19 protein-coding genes are annotated in these 17,477 nt (G+C 35.0%); 13 read left to right on the forward strand and 6 right to left on the reverse strand.

Annotated features, from left to right (window positions below):
* A partial coding sequence (locus ISP71_05190; protein MBL6663482.1) for a T9SS type A sorting domain-containing protein occupies positions 1–413 on the forward strand: 413 nt, incomplete at its 5' end.
* Positions 414–576: 163 nt separating this feature from the next.
* Here ISP71_05190 and ISP71_05195 read toward each other — a convergent pair.
* Complete coding sequence (locus tag ISP71_05195) at positions 577–1,899, reverse strand: ammonium transporter (protein MBL6663483.1); 1,323 nt, start codon at positions 1,897–1,899, stop codon at positions 577–579.
* A gap of 5 nt (positions 1,900–1,904) precedes the next feature.
* On the reverse strand, positions 1,905–2,165 hold the full coding sequence (locus ISP71_05200) for a hypothetical protein (GenBank protein ID MBL6663484.1): 261 nt from the start codon (positions 2,163–2,165) through the stop codon (positions 1,905–1,907).
* A gap of 181 nt (positions 2,166–2,346) precedes the next feature.
* Here ISP71_05200 and ISP71_05205 point away from each other — a divergent pair, with 181 nt between their 5' ends.
* The 9 genes from ISP71_05205 (at position 2,347) to ISP71_05245 (ending at position 10,444) form a co-directional block, all read left to right on the forward strand.
* On the forward strand, positions 2,347–2,823 hold the full coding sequence (locus ISP71_05205; GenBank protein MBL6663485.1) for an AsnC family transcriptional regulator: 477 nt from the start codon (positions 2,347–2,349) through the stop codon (positions 2,821–2,823).
* Positions 2,824–2,850: 27 nt separating this feature from the next.
* Complete coding sequence (locus ISP71_05210; GenBank protein MBL6663486.1) at positions 2,851–3,882, forward strand: glycosyltransferase family 4 protein; 1,032 nt, start codon at positions 2,851–2,853, stop codon at positions 3,880–3,882.
* A gap of 95 nt (positions 3,883–3,977) precedes the next feature.
* Positions 3,978–5,036 carry a T9SS type A sorting domain-containing protein gene (locus ISP71_05215; protein ID MBL6663487.1) on the forward strand — a complete coding sequence of 353 codons (1,059 nt, stop codon included), beginning with the start codon at positions 3,978–3,980 and terminating at the stop codon, positions 5,034–5,036.
* Between the two features lie 36 nt (positions 5,037–5,072).
* Positions 5,073–7,316, forward strand: coding sequence for a CotH kinase family protein (locus tag ISP71_05220; GenBank protein MBL6663488.1), 2,244 nt, complete (start codon positions 5,073–5,075; stop codon positions 7,314–7,316).
* A gap of 1 nt (position 7,317) precedes the next feature.
* On the forward strand, positions 7,318–7,824 hold the full coding sequence (locus ISP71_05225) for a hypothetical protein (GenBank protein ID MBL6663489.1): 507 nt from the start codon (positions 7,318–7,320) through the stop codon (positions 7,822–7,824).
* Positions 7,808–8,557: a polyphosphate polymerase domain-containing protein gene (locus ISP71_05230; GenBank protein MBL6663490.1), complete on the forward strand. Its 750-nt coding sequence runs from the start codon at positions 7,808–7,810 to the stop codon at positions 8,555–8,557. The genes ISP71_05225 and ISP71_05230 overlap by 17 nt, the downstream gene beginning before the upstream one ends.
* Positions 8,550–9,194, forward strand: coding sequence for a DUF4956 domain-containing protein (locus tag ISP71_05235; GenBank protein ID MBL6663491.1), 645 nt, complete (start codon positions 8,550–8,552; stop codon positions 9,192–9,194). Before ISP71_05230 ends, ISP71_05235 begins: the two co-directional genes overlap by 8 nt.
* Positions 9,181–9,798, forward strand: coding sequence for a DUF2490 domain-containing protein (locus tag ISP71_05240; protein ID MBL6663492.1), 618 nt, complete (start codon positions 9,181–9,183; stop codon positions 9,796–9,798). Before ISP71_05235 ends, ISP71_05240 begins: the two co-directional genes overlap by 14 nt.
* A 1-nt stretch (position 9,799) precedes the next feature.
* On the forward strand, positions 9,800–10,444 hold the full coding sequence (locus ISP71_05245; protein MBL6663493.1) for a rhomboid family intramembrane serine protease: 645 nt from the start codon (positions 9,800–9,802) through the stop codon (positions 10,442–10,444).
* 21 nt (positions 10,445–10,465) lie between these two features.
* Here the strand turns inward: ISP71_05245 and ISP71_05250 are convergent, their stop codons facing one another.
* The 4 genes from ISP71_05250 to asnS are packed head-to-tail and all read right to left on the reverse strand — an operon-like array spanning position 10,466 to position 14,303.
* Positions 10,466–10,843 carry a DUF805 domain-containing protein gene (locus ISP71_05250; GenBank protein ID MBL6663494.1) on the reverse strand — a complete coding sequence of 126 codons (378 nt, stop codon included), beginning with the start codon at positions 10,841–10,843 and terminating at the stop codon, positions 10,466–10,468.
* A 47-nt stretch (positions 10,844–10,890) separates the two neighbouring features.
* Positions 10,891–11,499 carry a hypothetical protein gene (locus tag ISP71_05255; protein MBL6663495.1) on the reverse strand — a complete coding sequence of 203 codons (609 nt, stop codon included), beginning with the start codon at positions 11,497–11,499 and terminating at the stop codon, positions 10,891–10,893.
* Positions 11,496–12,857 (reverse strand): RNA polymerase factor sigma-54, encoded by a 1,362-nt coding sequence (gene rpoN, locus ISP71_05260; protein ID MBL6663496.1) that lies wholly within the window; start codon positions 12,855–12,857, stop codon positions 11,496–11,498. Before rpoN ends, ISP71_05255 begins: the two co-directional genes overlap by 4 nt.
* Before the next feature lie 3 nt (positions 12,858–12,860).
* Entirely contained in the window at positions 12,861–14,303 is a 1,443-nt protein-coding gene (asnS, locus tag ISP71_05265) for an asparagine--tRNA ligase (GenBank protein MBL6663497.1), read from the reverse strand.
* Between the two features lie 135 nt (positions 14,304–14,438).
* On the opposite strand from asnS, the gene ISP71_05270 reads away from it, so the two are divergent.
* From ISP71_05270 to ISP71_05280, 3 genes are read left to right on the forward strand one after another with little or no spacing between them, the layout of a single operon-like run.
* A complete protein-coding gene (locus ISP71_05270) occupies positions 14,439–15,044 on the forward strand; it encodes a TetR/AcrR family transcriptional regulator (GenBank protein MBL6663498.1) in 606 nt (201 codons plus the stop codon).
* A complete protein-coding gene (locus ISP71_05275) occupies positions 15,034–16,356 on the forward strand; it encodes a TolC family protein (protein MBL6663499.1) in 1,323 nt (440 codons plus the stop codon). The genes ISP71_05270 and ISP71_05275 overlap by 11 nt, the downstream gene beginning before the upstream one ends.
* Positions 16,356–17,471, forward strand: coding sequence for an efflux RND transporter periplasmic adaptor subunit (locus ISP71_05280; GenBank protein MBL6663500.1), 1,116 nt, complete (start codon positions 16,356–16,358; stop codon positions 17,469–17,471). Before ISP71_05275 ends, ISP71_05280 begins: the two co-directional genes overlap by 1 nt.
* Positions 17,472–17,477: the final 6 nt, after the last annotated feature.

Below are 17,477 nucleotides of genomic sequence, written 5' to 3' on the forward strand. Positions count from 1 at the left end.
TAGCAGGTTCATTGACTTCAAAAACTAAGTTTGGTTTGACGGCAGGAGATTACTCTTGGAAAATACGTGGTGCTTGTGGTACCAACGGAACTTCTTGGGCAACAATCTTCTCTCAGCCTGTTGAATACACATTGGGTGGTACAAGAATGGAGAACAGTTCTGTGGCTAACTTGGATGTATATCCTAACCCGTCAAGAGACATCTTTAACATTACCTTTACTTCTGAAGAAGTCCAAAGCATAACTATTAAAGTTATCAATATGTTGGCGGTCGAAGTGTTTAGTCAACAGTACTCAAATGTTTCCTCTCAATTTTTAGAGCAAATCGACTTAACCAACTATTCTAAAGGAATTTATTCTTTAGAGATTCATACTAATTCTGGAATTCTTTACAAAAAGATTGCACTACAATAAAAAAACAGTGAGATAGTATTATACCTCACTGTTAAGCTGTACGGAAAGGATTCGAACCTCTAAGTAGTAGTTAGCAAAGCCTAAGCTATGTTTTTCCCATTATCTACACCCTCGAGACAGGAGGGCATGTTTGCCAATTTCATCACCGCACAATAAAATTATATTAAACGACTTCTTCTCCGTGTTGAGATAGGTCTAATCCTCTTTCCTCTTGATCGTCACGAACACGTATTGGTAAGATAATATCCACTATTTTGTAGATTATGAGTGAACCAAAGAAAGCGAAAATAATGACTGCAATACTAGCAGCTATGTGTAAAATAAATGTATTGACTTCACCATAGATAAGACCTACGTCTTTAGCAAATACGGCCGTTAATATCATACCGCATATACCGCCAATTCCATGACTAGCAAATACGTCTAAAGTATCGTCAATTTTATTAGATTTTTTAATCTTGACCATGGCTAAGTTACATATCAGTGCCGTTACAAAACCAATAACGATTGAGTGATTAATCGTTACAAAACCTGCAGCAGGGGTAATAGCCACTAAACCTACAATAGCGCCTATGCAAGCTCCAACAGCCGATATTTTTTTATTTAAAAACCTATCGAAAAGTACCCAAGTTATCATGGAGCTTGCTGAGGCGATATTGGTATTAGCAAATGCAATAACGGCATCATAATTTGCGGCTAAAGCAGAACCTGCATTAAAGCCAAACCAACCGAACCATAATAAGCCAGTCCCTAATATGATGAATGGGATATTAGCAGGCTCGGTTTTTTCTTTTTTACGTTTGCCCAAGTATAGTGCTCCAGCTAAAGCCGCTAAACCAGCACTCATATGAACTACTGTACCACCAGCAAAATCCAATACGTGCAAACCTTCATATCCTTTTATTCCAATGACATCTCCCAAGTTGGCAAATAATCCGTCACCTGCCCACGTCATATGAGCTAGGGGGGTATAAATTAAGATACAAAACAAAATCATGAACAGCAGATAACTTCTGAATCGAATTCTTTCAGCAAAGCTACCTGTTATAATCGCTGGAGTAATTATGGCAAATTTCAATTGAAACAGGGCGAAAAGTAAATAGGGGATGTTACTGTTATTAGCGTCTAAATTATTGAGAAAAGCATATTGAAAAGGGTTTCCGATAATACCCCAGCCATTGACGGTATCTCCAAAAGCCAAGCTAAAGCCAAAGAGTACCCAAAGTAAAGAAATAACACCCAAAGCAATAAAGCTTTGAAGCATAGTTGAGATGACATTTTTTTTACTGACCATACCACCATAGAAGAAGGCAAGACCAGGTGTCATTAGTAGAACTAGCGCGCTAGCTACAATCATCCAAGCAGTGTCGGCATGATTTATGTCGACAGACTGCATGGACATGGATTGTGGATTTGAAAAAAATAATACAGTGAATACGATTGCAGATAATACTATAAAGAATGTCTTTCTGTTGTGAAAAATCATAATGTTTAATTGTATCTGTATGAATAAATATTGTCTTTATTCTGTCGATATTCGTTAATTGTTCTCCTTTTGGATTCTGTAACTTCAAAGGTCAAATCATCATTACTAAACAAATTAATTAATGAGTCATATACTGGGTTTTCCTCATTATAGATATAGTCCTTAGTCCTATTATCTGATAAATATTTGACCTCAGTAATTTGCTTTTTATCATCTAAAAAGTACTCTGAAACAGAATTGTATTGGTGAACAGTTATTTTTTTCATATCAAATTACTAACTAACTCAGCAAATTTACATATATTTACACCTTTAAATGAACACTATCAACCATTAAGTTTAAAAAAAAGTCAAAATGACTATTTTAATCCTTTAAAAAGTCATATTGTTATTTTTTGACCGATAATTCATTAAAAAAGAAAAAAATTTAAACCTTATTATTACTATAATGGCTAAAACAACCTTAATAGATAAATTAGACTTAGAAATTTTAAAGCTGCTTTCTCTTGATTCTAAAATTTCATTTTCTGAAATTTCAAACCTCTTAAAAGTTTCTAATACAACCATACATGTTAGAATTAAAAGACTACAGAAATTAGAAATTATTAAGAATTTTACGATTACGATTGATTACAATAAGTTAGGGTTTAACTACACTTGCTACATGGGTATTTATTTGGACAAAGCTTCTAAATACGATGTTGCACTAAAAGAGCTCAAGAAAATCAATAACATTACAGGTATGGATTTTACTACTGGTAAATCCAGTTTGTTTTGTAAAATCAGAGCCATAGACTCTAACGATGCTCGACTTATTATCAGTAAAATACACAAAATCGAAGGGATTAATCGAACAGAAACCTTCTTTTCTTTGGAGCAATTATTGAACCAAAAAGAAAGTTTACTCTCAACTATTAATTTCTAATTCTTATAGTTTACTATTTTTACCGCTATGACAAGTAGGGTAAAATTATTTCTTGGGGCTTACGTAAATAGTACAAACGCACAAAATCTTAACTGCCTTGCTCTTGCTAAATATTTAGACAAATCACAATTTGATATTACTATACTTGGTCTTTACTCTCAGCCACCTATAACTATTGAAGGAGTTAAGGTATTCAGATGTATTTGGCCTCATCGTATTATGGTGTACTGGGCTTATTTTTGGAATATCATTAAAGCCGATATAGTGTACTTGCCTAAGGCAGAATTGTTAGGCTTCAATTCATTCATTTGTCAACTTTTTGGTAAAAAAAGTTTTTCGACTATTGAAGGAATTTTAGATGATGCTAATTTTTTAAAAGCCAAAAACAAAAGTGGCTTTAATGTATTAAATTATTACGCTCGATTAAGTCAAGTGTTTTCAATTTCACAATACATAAAAGACTATAATTTTAAAAAACATGGCTTAATCGCAGAAGATAAAATTTTAGAATTAGGAACGGAAAGTCAATTATTTTTAAATAAAACTTATCAAACTGCACCAATCAATAAAGTTATTTTGATAGCTAATAATTACTCTAAAAAAGGGGTCGATGATTTCCTAGCATTAGCAAATGAATATTCACAATTAGAATTTCATTTAGTGGGAGAGGGTAAGAAAATAGAAAATCATTTGCCTAACTTAATTTGCCATAGTAAGTTGTCACAATATGAATTGTCAGAATTATTAAAAGATATGCAATTGCATATTTTCCCTTCACGTTCTGAAGGTTTTCCAAAAGTGATACTTGAAACAGCCTGTGCTGGTGTGCCCTCATTAGTATATGCAGATTATGGTGCTAATCAATGGATAGACCATAATCAAAATGGTTTTGTAGTTAAAACTTTAGACGAAATGAATGTAGTCATAGAAGACCTATTAAACAATAAAGTGTCACTTAATCAGATTTCTAAAAATGCTATTCAATTAGGATTGTCATACGATTGGAAGTTAAAAATAAAAGTATGGGAAGATGTGATATTAGCTTTGTCTTCCAAATGAAACCCTCCTTTTTATCTTAGATTTTTTTATCTTTGTTAGATTACATTAAATCCTTGACTTTTTCAATCAAACACAATTATCAAATATTACACTTAATGAAAAGAATCCTGTTTTTTTATTTCCTCACCCTTCCTTTTCTTGTTTCCTCACAAGTTGCTATTACTTTTTATGACGAGTTTAATCTGCAAGAGCAATCAGAATATGATAATTGGCAATACCAACAGAATACATTCTTTGTTCTGCCATTATCAATCAATGATTTTATAGCCATAGAAAACTATCAATTTAATATTACCTATGACCCACAAGTAGTTCAATTAGACTATCAGATTATAGATGATATAAACCAACAAGGGTTTACAGACTCATACAATGTGTTGAGTGCTCTTTCTGGTCAACAAGGTAGTATTAGTGCTGAGATGTTTGAGATTTCATTCAATCAAGCTATGGCTACTGTCACTTACAGTCACACCAGCCCTACTTCGGAAGACCAATTCGACAATGGATATGCTGTACTAGTTTATCTCCCTTTTAAAAAGATAGATGCTTGTAGTAAAGAACCTTTGAGTGTAGCGTTTTCTGACGGTAATATTGATGGGCAGTATATTAACCCTAATCAAACTAATGCTTTTATAGTTAATCAATCACTAAGCTCTGAAGGAGGTAATATTACCACTCAAGATGCTTTTGTTAATTTTAATATTCTTTCGGCAGATGTTATCCAAAATGGTAACACTCTAGAGCCCACTATTACTGGAGGCACACCCCCATATACTTATGAGTGGACAGATAAAATGGATGAAGTATTGGCAACGGATTCGCTATTTTCACCCAGCGAATCGGGGGACTTCTTATTTTATGTATATGACCAAAATAATTGTGTTAGTATCTTGTATGTCACCTATGACCAGACGGCAACCATAGAGGACTTTCCTTCATTAAGTATCTACCCTTTACCCGCAAAGGACTATGTAATAGTAAATAATGCAAGTTTTAACAGCTACCAATTAATTGATTTAAAAGGACAAATTGTAGCTACAGACTCCTTTGTCAACACTACAGTTATTAGCAGAAATAAATTACCATCGGGGCTATATTTTTTAAAATTAAGTAATGGGATGGATTATACCATTCAAAAGGTTATATTTAACTAGTATTTATAGTTTAACTGGCTCAAAAGAAATTAACTTATGAAAAGTATTTTAATCATTTTTACTACAATTGTTTTAGCAACAACCCTCAACGCCCAAAGCCTTTTCGAAATGGATAATATAGCCACTATAGAAATCTATTTTCCCCAAGACAATTGGAATCAGTTGATGATTGATAATTATGATACAGAAGAATATCTAATAGCAGATTCAGTAATTTTTAATGGCTCTATGAAAGATAGTGTAGGGGTTAAGTATAAAGGTAATAGTACCTTTTCAGAAAGTAACGATAAAAACCCACTAAACATTTCTATTGATTATATCAAGTCCAATCAAGACTATCAAGGTCATGAAACAATTAAACTTTCTAGCGGACAAAAAGACCCTTCATTTTTAAGAGAAGCCTTATCTTATGAAATAGCTAGAAAATACATGCAAGCACCACGTTCTAACTATTCTAAAGTGTATATCAACGGTTCATATCATGGTTTGTATACCAATTCAGAATCTATAAATTCCGATTTTCAAAACAATTACCTTTATTCTGATAAAAATAATACCCGCATAAAATGTAACCCTCAAAATGTAAATAATGGAGGTTCATCTTTAGAGTATTTAGGTGCAGACTCTGCTTCTTATTACGACTTTTACGAAATGAAATCTGATGCAAGTTGGCAAGATCTTATTGACTTAACCAATGCCATTCAGAATTCAGTCAATACCATTGAAAATAGTTTTGATATAGATAGAGCTATTTGGATGTCGGCGTTTAACAATGTTCTTGTAAATCTTGATAGTTATAGCGGTCCTTTTCGTCAAAACTATTACCTCATAAAAGATGATAATAATAGAATGAATACTATAATTTGGGACTTAAACGAGTGTCTAGGTGGCTTTAAAATGGTCAATCAAGGACCGGGAGGGGGTGGCCAAACCGATCTTACTCAGCTTGATCCAATGCTAAGAGAAGGAGATGATAATTGGCCGTTATTGAATTTAATTTTTAGCAATTCAACCTATAGAAAAATGTATGTTGCTCACATGCGTACCATACTTAACGAAAACTTCGCCAACGGTTGGTATGCTGAAAGAGGCCTCGAATTGCAAAACCTAATAAAAGCAGATGTACAAGCCGACCCCAATACGTCTTATAATTACGATGATTTTATTGCTAACCTCAACAATGACGTAGACGTAGGCGGTGGAGGCCCAGGTGGAGGAATTGTGAATGGTATAACTAATCTGATGAACTCTCGTTCAGAGTTTTTATCTACACATAATGAGCTAACCAAAACGCCGCCAACAATTAGTACCATAAGTACAACACCTAGCGTAGTACCCAGTTATTCTACAGCAAACTTAATTGTCAATGTAGAGGATGCCTCTTACGTATTTCTAGCTTATCGTTTCAGACCACAAGATAGATTTGTAAAAGTACAAATGTTAGATGATGGCAATCACAATGATGGAGCAGCCAATGACGGCACATATGGTGTATCTGTTGATGTGGAAGCTTTAGATATGCAGTATTATATCTATGCTGAAAATAGCGAAGCAGGGATTTTCTCTCCAGAAAGGGCAGAGCACGAATACCACAACCTTCCAATTGTAGGAAGCCTTGTTATCAATGAGTTTATGGCATCTAATGTATCATCAGTTCAAGATACATCTTCGGGTTTCGTGCAATATGACGATTGGGTAGAACTTTATAACGGCGGTGATATAGCTATTAATTTAGGAGGCTATCATTTATCAGATAATGAAAACGTTTTAGACAAATGGACTTTCCCAGATGTAGAAATACAAGCCGATGATTATTTAATTGTATGGCTAGACAAAGACGATGCCGCTAGTAGTGGCATACATACCAGCTTTCAGTTAGCTGCCGATGGCGAAGAACTTTTTCTATCAACAGCCAACAATTTTATAATAGACGCTTTATTTTACAATTCTTTACCTTCAGATTTAGGGTATGCCAGAGTGCCCAATGGTAAAGGCCCTTTTGTTGTACAAACTCATACCTTTAACGCCAACAACGGTTTAGGAACATCAATAGTAGAAAACGTTAATAGTCAATTACACTTATATCCCAACCCCACCAGTGATAATCTAACTATTCAAATTCCATTTGCACAGCGTATAAAAGCCTACGACCTTTTAGGAAAAGAACATCTAAACCTTAGTAATATTCAAGGAAGTGCTAACGTTAATGTATCTTCTTGGCCAAAGGGCATTTATATATTTCTAATTGATAACGAAAGTCGAAAAATAACTATTCAATAAGATGAAAAAACTTTTACTAATAACAGCTATTGCAAGTGTCTTTATAGCTTGTCAAAAAGAAGCCGGAAAAGGAGGGACATCTTCCATTACTGGCAAAGTCATTACCTACGAACTTAGTCATTTTGATGTTCCTGGAACCAATCAGCGTGTAGATACGCTAGGATATTATTATCACGCAGATGAAGAAGTATATATTATTTATGGTGATGAGGACAATTATTATGACGATAGTTACAAAACGTCATTTGATGGGTCTTTCCGATTTGAAAATTTAAGAAAAGGAACATATACAGTATTTATTTATTCGGATTGTGAGTCCGATACGACAGGCTTGGCTGTTATCAATCAAAGCAATCCTATTTATGCTCAACAGTTAGCAAATACCATTTGGAAAAGCGATTGTGTTGATGGAGAAGTTGCCGTAAAAATGGACATAGAAATAACTGAAAATAACGAACACTATAATTTAGGCGATTTAACGCGATTTAAGATTGAAAGCAATCAATAACATACTATCTTCTTTCGAGCCCATTTCACTCAACCAAATGGATGAGGTCAAGCTAATGAATCGAACGGATACTAAATTTGTATTCGAATACAGTTTATTGGAAAAGGTCATGCAAGAAATTAAAGCCCATTACTATGTGCTTGATATAGATGGTGTTCGCCTAAATGCTTACCGTTCCTTATATTTTGATACTGAAGACTTCAAGTTTTATTTTGAACACCACAACGGTAAAAAAAACAGAAATAAAGTTCGTTATAGAGAATACATAGACTCTGGACTATGTTTTTTAGAAGTAAAGAAAAAAAACAACAAGGGTAAGACAATTAAGAAACGTATCAAAGTCGCTAAAATACTAGATAGCTTGACAGAGGAAGGCAATCGTTTCGTTCATCAAATAATGGGTAGAGACGATGCATTAGTACCTAAGCATTGGAATAAATTCAGTCGCATAACCTTAGTCAACAAGCGTATCAAGGAAAGACTAACCATAGATGTAGACATTACTTTTGAGGCAGAGGAAAGACATAGCGAATTAGACAATATGGTTATTGCTGAGGTTAAGCAAGAAAAAGTAAACTACGCTTCAACTTTTATGCGTGTTATTAAAAAGCACGGAGTAAGACCATTTAGAATTAGTAAATACTGTATGGCAACGGCCAGTCTTTTTCCTATTTTAAAAAATAATAACTTTAAACCCAAATTCTTAAAAATAAATAAACTTCAAGATGATTAACGACTTACTATTTATACTGGCAGATGTTGAGATTTTCGGCTCTGATTTTTTTGATAAAAATGACTTTATTGAGTTATTGGTACGTTCAGTCTTTAACTTTTTAATCGTTGGATATATCGTTAGATACCTATACTATCCTGTTACCAAAAACAAAGATTACCTTTTTACCTATCTACTTATCAGTGTAACGGTTTTCTTCCTTTGTTTTTTACTAGAAAACGTTAAGCTAGAGCTAGGATTTGCTCTTGGTCTTTTCGCCATTTTTGGTATTATTCGCTACCGTACCGATGCCATACCGATAAAAGAAATGACCTACTTATTCATTGTCATAGGCATTTCAGTTATGAATGCTTTAGTAAACAAAAAAATTAGCCACGCTGAGGTACTTTTTACCAACGTGATGTTCATTACTATAACCTATGCTTTAGAGAAAGTATGGCTGTTAAAACATGAATCTAGAAAAAACATAACCTTTGAGAAGATTGAACTTATTCTACCTGAAAGAAAAGAAGAGTTAATGGCGGACTTGAAAGAAAGAACAGGGCTTAATATTACACGAGTAGAAATTCGTAATGTTGACTTTTTAAGAGATACGGCTAATCTAAGAATATTCTATTTTGAAGATGAACAAAAGTAATTTCATACTGTTTTTGTTTTGCCCCTTTTTGCTTATTGCACAAGAACAAGACTTTCAGCTATGGTCTAAAATAGGTGCTTCTTATGACTTGAATAAGGATTTGAGTGTTTCTTTTGATCAAGGCTTTCGAGCTAGAGAAAACGCCTCTTTACCTGATGTCACCTTTAGCAATTTATCCTTAAAATATGACCTTGTTAAAAAATGGTCTATAGCCATTGGCTATCGTTATATTACTGATTTTGATTTGTCTCAAAACACCTCAACTAGCCACCGTATATATACCGATATCAATTACAGAAAAAAGAAAAAACGTTGGCTAATGAAAAACCGATTGCGTTATCAATACCAAGAAGAAAATTTCACATTAAGAGATAAAGTATCTTTGTCGTACAATATCAGAAAGACACCCTTGGAGCCTTATACTGCTTTTGAGTTATTTTTCAAAGATTCGGAATTTAATAAGTGGCGATATTCCTTGGGGGCAACTTATCCTTTATCAAAAGATTTTGACATAGATGCCTATTACAGATTACAACAATCATTCAATACCAATAATCCCAAACAATTGCATATCTTAGGACTTGGAATGGAATATAAATTCTAAGATGTCAACACAAAGGAAGTACTCTATATTTATCTTACCAGCCTTATTTATCCTCGTTCTGTTTGTTGTCGAATGGATAGAGCACACATATAGTATGCGTTTTGCCAAATACGGTGTTTTACCTCGTACCTTAGAAGGTTTGAAAGGGGTACTTTTATCACCTTTTATTCATAGTGATTGGAAACACCTTACTAATAATGCTTTACCCTTATTTGTATTAACCGCTACGCTAGGGTTTTTCTATAAAGGGATTGCTAAAGAAGTCTTTTTTTGGTCGTGGCTCATGAGTGGATTATGGCTTTGGGCAATAGGCCGACCTAGTTTTCATATTGGCGCAAGTGGATTGCTCTATGCTCTAGCTTCCTTTTTATTTTTTAGTGGCTTTATCCGAAAGCACACCAAGTTAATGTCTATATCTATGTTTGTCGTTTTCCTTTATGGGGGTATGGTATGGGGCATTTTCCCTATGAAAAAACATATATCGTGGGAAGGTCATTTGGCAGGAGCTTTGGCGGGGCTTATACTAGCCTATTGGTTTAAAGACAATGGTCCTCCTAAGCAAGTTTATCAGTATGAAATAGATGAACTCTTGGAAGAACACGAACAAACATACACCTACGAATACAAAGAAAAAGAGAAGAACTAAAAGTAAATTCTACTAATAGTTTTATACTCCCTTTGGATTAGGGCCATATTTGTTTTCTCCAGCTTCGCTATCTCTTAACAACAATATGAATAGCCAAATAGGTCCTATTAACGGTATAAATACAATCAAAAACATCCAACCGCTTTTACCAACATCATGCAGTCGCCTGACGGCAACAGCAAGGCTAGGGATTAAGATTAAAAGGTTGTATAATAAATTAAAAACACCTGCTCCTGATACATTTCCTGTATAATTAAAGGAAAAACCTAAGGCATTATCGACTACAACGATAAGCATTGAAATAATAAAATTAACCAAGGCAAACATCCAATACTCTTTCCGTCTTGCTCTGCTGTTAAAGTCAGAATATTGATTTAAAACTTTTAGATACCAATTCATAGGGGTTTTTTTATGATTTAAGGATTGAAGTGTAAAGATAACTTTTTTTAAAAATTCATCACGCAAATCCATTCTATAGCTAAACCAAGAATAAATCCAGCATAGACTTGTCGGTAGTTATGAGAGTTGGTTTTTAATCTAGCGTATCCAATCAGTCCAGCAAAAATAATTAAGACCATTATTAGTATGCTATGGTCAAACTGAAAGCGTTGAGAAATACCTATTATAGCACCTATCACACCACCAATACCGAGCATATGAATACTAATTTTCCAACGACTTGTAATGACAAGAGCAATACCAATAGCACTAATTGCCCCAATCATCAGTAGTAAAAAACTTTGAGGCACATATATTTTTGTGAGTAATTGAAAGCCCATATAATACCAAATAAGAGTAAGTAGAAAAGGCCACCTTCTTTCTTCGGCAGTTTTCATAAAAAGACTATCAATAAGACCAAATAATTTAAACACGACAGCAGTGAGTATAGGCAATATAATGGTAAAAACTACAAGTATGCCGAGTGTAAAATATTTACTGGACTCAGGCACCATCATATTGATATAAGGATTGGCATAAATGAGTAAGCCAAAAGCATATAAAGGCATAAACAGAGGATGTCCCAAAACAGAAATTACTTGAGCCAATCGCATCATAATTCCCTCCTTAATCTAGCCACTGCCACGCCCAATTGGTCGCGGTATTTTGCAACAGTACGTCTGGCAATATGAAAACCTAATTCATCTAGTTTTTCAGAAAGCTCTTCATCTGAATAGGGTTTTTTCTTGTTTTCATTTTCTAGAATGTCTTGCAGATGACTTTTTATCACTTTATTAGAAATAACAGTGCCATCATCTTTGCTATAAGCATCTGAGAAAAACTCTTTCAATAAAAAAGTCCCGTAAGGCGTTTCTATGTATTTGCTGTTAGTGACTCTAGAGATGGTAGAAATATCTAAATCTATCTTCTCAGAAATGTCCATTAGTTTCATGGGTTGGAGTAGTTTCTCGTCTCCTGTTTTAAAAAAGTCTTCTTGAATACTGACAATACAATTCATGGTTTTTAGTAAGGTTTGCTCCCTTTGTATAAGAGCATTAGCAAACCACTCAGCACCTTCTATTTTTTCTTTTAGAAATTGGATAGCCTCTTTATCGCCTTTTTCTTGCTCCAAGTTTTCTAACATCTTTTTGTAGTACGAACTACTCCTTAATGACTTACTTCTACTGTTGTTGAGTATGACGTTTAGTTCGTCATTATCGGCTTCTAAAAAGAAATCTGCCGTTATGTATGCATTGACTTCTTGAGTATTCGTAAAACTAGAACCGGGTTTAGGGTTCAATTGCTCAACTTCTTTGTAAACCTGTCTGATTTGATCTTCATCAACTTCAAATTCTTTAAGTAGCTTTTCATAGTTCTTATTGGCGAATGCTGTGTATTGGTGTTTCAGCACAGATTGAGCTAATATAATAGACTCTGTTTGTGTTTTGTTTTCTAATTGAAGGAGTAAACATTCTTTTAAATCTCTAGCCCCCACACCAAGGGGGTCTAGCTTTTGTACGATTTTCAAAATGGGCATTAGGTCGGTTTCGCTGATGTTTAGATTCAACTTAAACAATAAGTCATCGGAGATAGATAGTAGCGAACGGCTTAAAAAACCATTATCATCAAGGCAGCCAATTATGAATTGTGCTAGTACGGATTCATCATCATCGAGGCTTTGCATAGGCAACTGTTGCAAGAGAAATTCTTGTAAACTCAACTCTCTTTCTCGAGCTACTGTACTGTATTTTTCTTCTGTACTTTGGTTGTGGTTTCTAGTGCTTTCCCAGCTACTTTCAGTATCCTCGTTTTTCTCTTTATCCTTAGTTGTTTCTTCTAAAGCGGGGTTGCTTTCTAGCTCATCTTCTATGCGTTTTTCCAAAGACATAAGAGGTATCTGCAACAAATTCATAAACTGTATTTGCTGTGGACTAAGGTTAAGACCTATCTCTTGTTTTAATCTCTGTTTTTGCATCAATTAAAATTCGGCATTTTGAGGGTAGCGAGGGAAAGGAATAACATCTCTAACGTTTTTCATGCCTGTAACAAACATGATAAGTCTTTCAAAGCCCAGCCCAAAACCGCTGTGTGGACAGCTACCAAATTGTCGTGTTTCTAAATACCACCACAATTCTTCTTGGTCAATGTCCATTTCTTCCATTCTAGACTTAAGAATTTCCATCCTTTCTTCTCGTTGTGAACCCCCAACGATTTCCCCAATTCCCGGGAATAGTATATCCATGGCTCTGACCGTTTGTCCATCTTCATTCATACGCATATAAAATGCTTTTATACCTTTAGGGTAATCGGTAAGAATGACGGGCTTTTTGAACTTTTTTTCCACCAAATAGCGTTCATGTTCGGATTGTAAGTCAGCACCAAAACCTTCGATGAGGTATTGGAATTTTTTCTTTTTGTTGGGCTTAGAGTTACGTAGAATATCAATGGCTTCTGTATAAGTCAAGCGTTCGAAATCGTTTTCAATCACAAATTGCAGGCGTTCAATCAGCCCCATTTCGGATTTTTGTTCTTTGGGTAGGTTTTTTTCTTCATCTGCCAAGCGGTTATCCAAAAAGGCAATGTCATCAGAACATTTATCCAAAACATACTGAATACAATACTTCAAAAAGTCTTCTGCCAAGTCCATATTGTCGTTAAGGTCAGCGAAGGCTACTTCAGGTTCTATCATCCAAAACTCGGATAAATGTCTAGAGGTATTGGAGTTTTCAGCTCTAAATGTAGGTCCAAATGTATATACTTGACCAAGAGCTAAAGCACCTAATTCCGCCTCTAGTTGTCCTGAAACGGTAAGGTTAGTTTTTTTACCGAAAAAATCTTGTGTTTCATCTACATTTCCCTTATCATCTTTGGGCAGATTATTCCAATCCAAACTACTAACTTGAAACATTTCACCTGCACCCTCAGCATCGGCACCAGTAATGATGGGCGTATGCAAATTCACAAAACCTTTATCATTAAAAAACTGATGAATAGCAAAAGAAAGAGCATGACGGACTCTGAACACAGCACTAAACGTATTTGTTCTAAAACGTAAATGCGCTTTTTCTCTTAAAAATTCTAAACTGTGTTTTTTGGGCTGAAGCGGGTACAAATCAGCATCTGCCTCTCCTAAAACTGCAATTTCTTGAGCTGCAATTTCTACTTTCTGACCGCTCCCTTGTGACTCTATCAAAGTGCCAATAATGGAAAGACAGGCCCCAGTCGTTATCTGCTTTAGAAGACTCTCATCAAAAGAATCGTTCTCCGCAACAGCTTGAATATTATTAATCGTCGAGCCATCATTGATAGCAATAAAGGATACATTTTTACTTCCCCTTTTAGTTCTCACCCAGCCTTTTACACAAACGGTTTCATTAACGGCTTCACCTAACAATAAGGTTTTAACTTTTGTATGTTTCATCTCAAAATTTATTGGAACAAAGATATTAAATCTTAAAACTTTCTAAGCTAATAAAGATGATAATTAAACTTAGGAAACAAAAAGCAACAAAAAATGTTTCTTTGGTTTATTAATATGTATATTTGCACCCCCATTATGGAAGTTAAAGAACATATCATTCAACAATCGCTTTCTCTTTTTTTGAAAAAGGGTGTTAAGCAGGTGAACATGGACGAAGTGGCTACTAAATTAGGCATCTCTAAAAAGACTTTGTACGTTCATTTTGACAACAAACAAGACTTGGTTCACCATTGTTTTCAGAAGCACAACGATTTAGTCTCTGAAATGATAAATACTTCAGCAGCTCAATTTGATAATGCTATCGATGAGCTTTTTGCTATTGATGAGAGTTGTTCTGTGGTTATGAAACAAACCAACCCTTATTTGTTGGGTGAGTTAAAGCGATATTATCCTAATACATGGGCTTTAATTGAGCAGTTAAAACAAAAGGTTCTGTTCAATATTATGAAGAATAACCTCAATAAAGGTGTTAAACAAGGGATTTATAGAAAGGAAATAGATGTGGATATTATTGCCAAACTCATGATTAGTAGAATAGACGCTTTGGTCAATGACGAACTTTTTCCATTGACGCACTACGATTTTAGAAAATTACTGACAGAAATTAGAATTTATCACCTTCGAGGAATTGCAACTCTTAAAGGCATCAACTATTTAGAACAAAAAATCAATGAAGAATAATTTAATATTAATCGCAATTCTTATAGCGTTTACTTCTTCCGCTCAACAACGCTTATCTGTTAAAGAAGCGCAAGAGTTAGGCTTACAAAATAATGTTAAGGTCAAAAATGCTAAGCTAGAAGTTTCCCTTGCCAAGAAAAAAGTAATGGAAACTATTGGTATTGGTTTGCCCAAGATAAATGGCGAAGTGAATTGGCAACAGTTTTTAGAGATTCCAACCACGGTTGTCCCTGCTAATATGTTTGTGCCAACAGCTCCTGAGGGCGAATATGCCGAGTTGCAGTTTGGCACAGAGCATAATTCTACGGCATCTATTACGGCCTCACAACTTCTGTTTGATGGCAGTTATATCGTTGGGCTTAAAGCTTCTACCATCTACAAGAGCCTATCACAACAATCTTTGCAATTGACCGAGCAGCAAATACAAGACAGTATAGCTGCAGCATACTACAATGTGTTGGTGGCAGAAGAAAGAAAAGACTTCTTGAAGCTAATTGCCGAGATACATCAGGGTATTTTAGATGAGGTACAAGCTCGTTATGACTTAGGTATGGTCGAGGATTTGGATGTAGATAGAATGGCACTCACCCTTTCTAATATGGAAATTCAATCTGAAAATATGCAAAGAATGACGGAAGTGGCTTATTTATATTTGAAGTTAATATTAGGGATTCCACTTGAAGAAGAATTAGTACTTACGGACAGTTTACCTACTTTATTAAGTCAAAATCAAACCCTAAAAATACAAGAGCCCAATATTGAAAATCGCTTAGAGTTTCAATTGGCTGATACACAAAGAAAATTATCTAAGTTAGATTTAAGGCGTTACCAATCTCAGTTTTTACCGAGTATTTCTGCATTTGGCACATACAGTCAAAATGCCTTTCGTAATGAGTTTAACTTCTTCGATGAGGATTTAAGCTGGTATCCTACACAGGTAGTAGGCGTTAAAGCCACAATGAATTTGTTCGATGGTTTTTCAAGAATTGCCAAAGTACAACAAGCTAAAATTGAGCTAGAAAAAGCTAAGAATAATCAATTTCAAGTTTCAGAATCATTGAGTCTGGCTCATAAGGTAGCGTTGTCTAACTACCTTACAGCTTATCATACTCAAAAGCAAAAATCTGAGAGCTTGGAGCTGAGTAAAAAAATCTATTTAAAAACTATGGCTAAATATAGAGAGGGTTTAGTCAGTAGTATGGAGCTATCGCAGTCAGGGGCTGATTACAGTCAGGCTCAAGCGGATAACGCCCAAGCTATCTATAACCTACTTATTGCAAAAACTAATTATAATCGTTCAGTCGGAAACTAATGAAAACAGTAAAATTATTATCAGTATTAGCCCTTGCTATCCTTGTCGGTTGTGGCGAAGAGGTCAATGAATTAAGTCAAAAGAAAGAAACCCTAAAAGAGCTTAAGCAGCAAATGGGGGATTTGAAATCTCAAATTTCTTCATTAGAAAAAGAAATTGCTCTTTCCGATACCCTAGTTGAAGGGGGAGTAGTCGTACATACACAAGTTGTTGAAGGCACTAACTTTACCCATTATATTAGTCAGCCGGGCATTGTCAGTTCTAAGGAGAATATATTGGTTAGTGTTGAGATGGGCGGTATGGTCGTTAATCGTTTGGTAGAAGAAGGAAGTTGGGTTAATAAAGGCGATGCCATCATACAGCTCGATGCCAGTATTTTATCCAATCAAGTGGAAGATTTAAGACAATCTACTGAATTAGCCAAGACCACTTACGAGCGTCAAGATAATTTATGGAAACAAGGTATTGGCTCAGAGATGCAATATTTACAAGCTAAAAACCAGTACGTTTCATTACAAAAAAAGTTAGCCGCCATGGAGGCTCAGCTAGATAAGTTGGAGTTGGTAGCACCTATTAGCGGTCGATTGGACGAGATTTACATCAATGTGGGTGAGTTTGCTACTCCAACAATGCCAGCCTTTCGTATTGTCAATTCAAAGAAGTTGCAAGTAGAAGTAGATGTAGCAGAACGCTATTCGGCAATTATTAAAAAAGGAGACATGGTCAATATTTCATTTGATGTTTTAGGGATAAACCGTCAAGAGAAAGTATCCTTTGTAGGGCAAGTTATAAACTCACAGAATAGAACATTCAAAGTAAAGATAAACCTCAACAACAGCTCAGGTGATATTAAGCCTAATGCGGTGGCTTCTGTAAAATTACAAGACTTTAGTCAAGAGGGGGCTGTGGTTTTGCCGTCGGCATGTATCAAAAAAGATATGCGTGGTTCTTTTGTCTTTGTAGCTGATAACAACAAAGCCATCAAAAAATATGTAGAAACAGGACTTTCTCAAGACGATATGACACACATTACCTCAGGCTTAGACTTTGGTCAAGAAGTGATAGTGATAGGTTATGACGGTGTAGCCAATGGAAGTAAACTAGACATCAAATAATTAGGT

This window comes from Flavobacteriales bacterium, from assembly GCA_016779995.1.
Lineage (GTDB): Bacteria > Bacteroidota > Bacteroidia > Flavobacteriales > UBA7312 > UBA8444.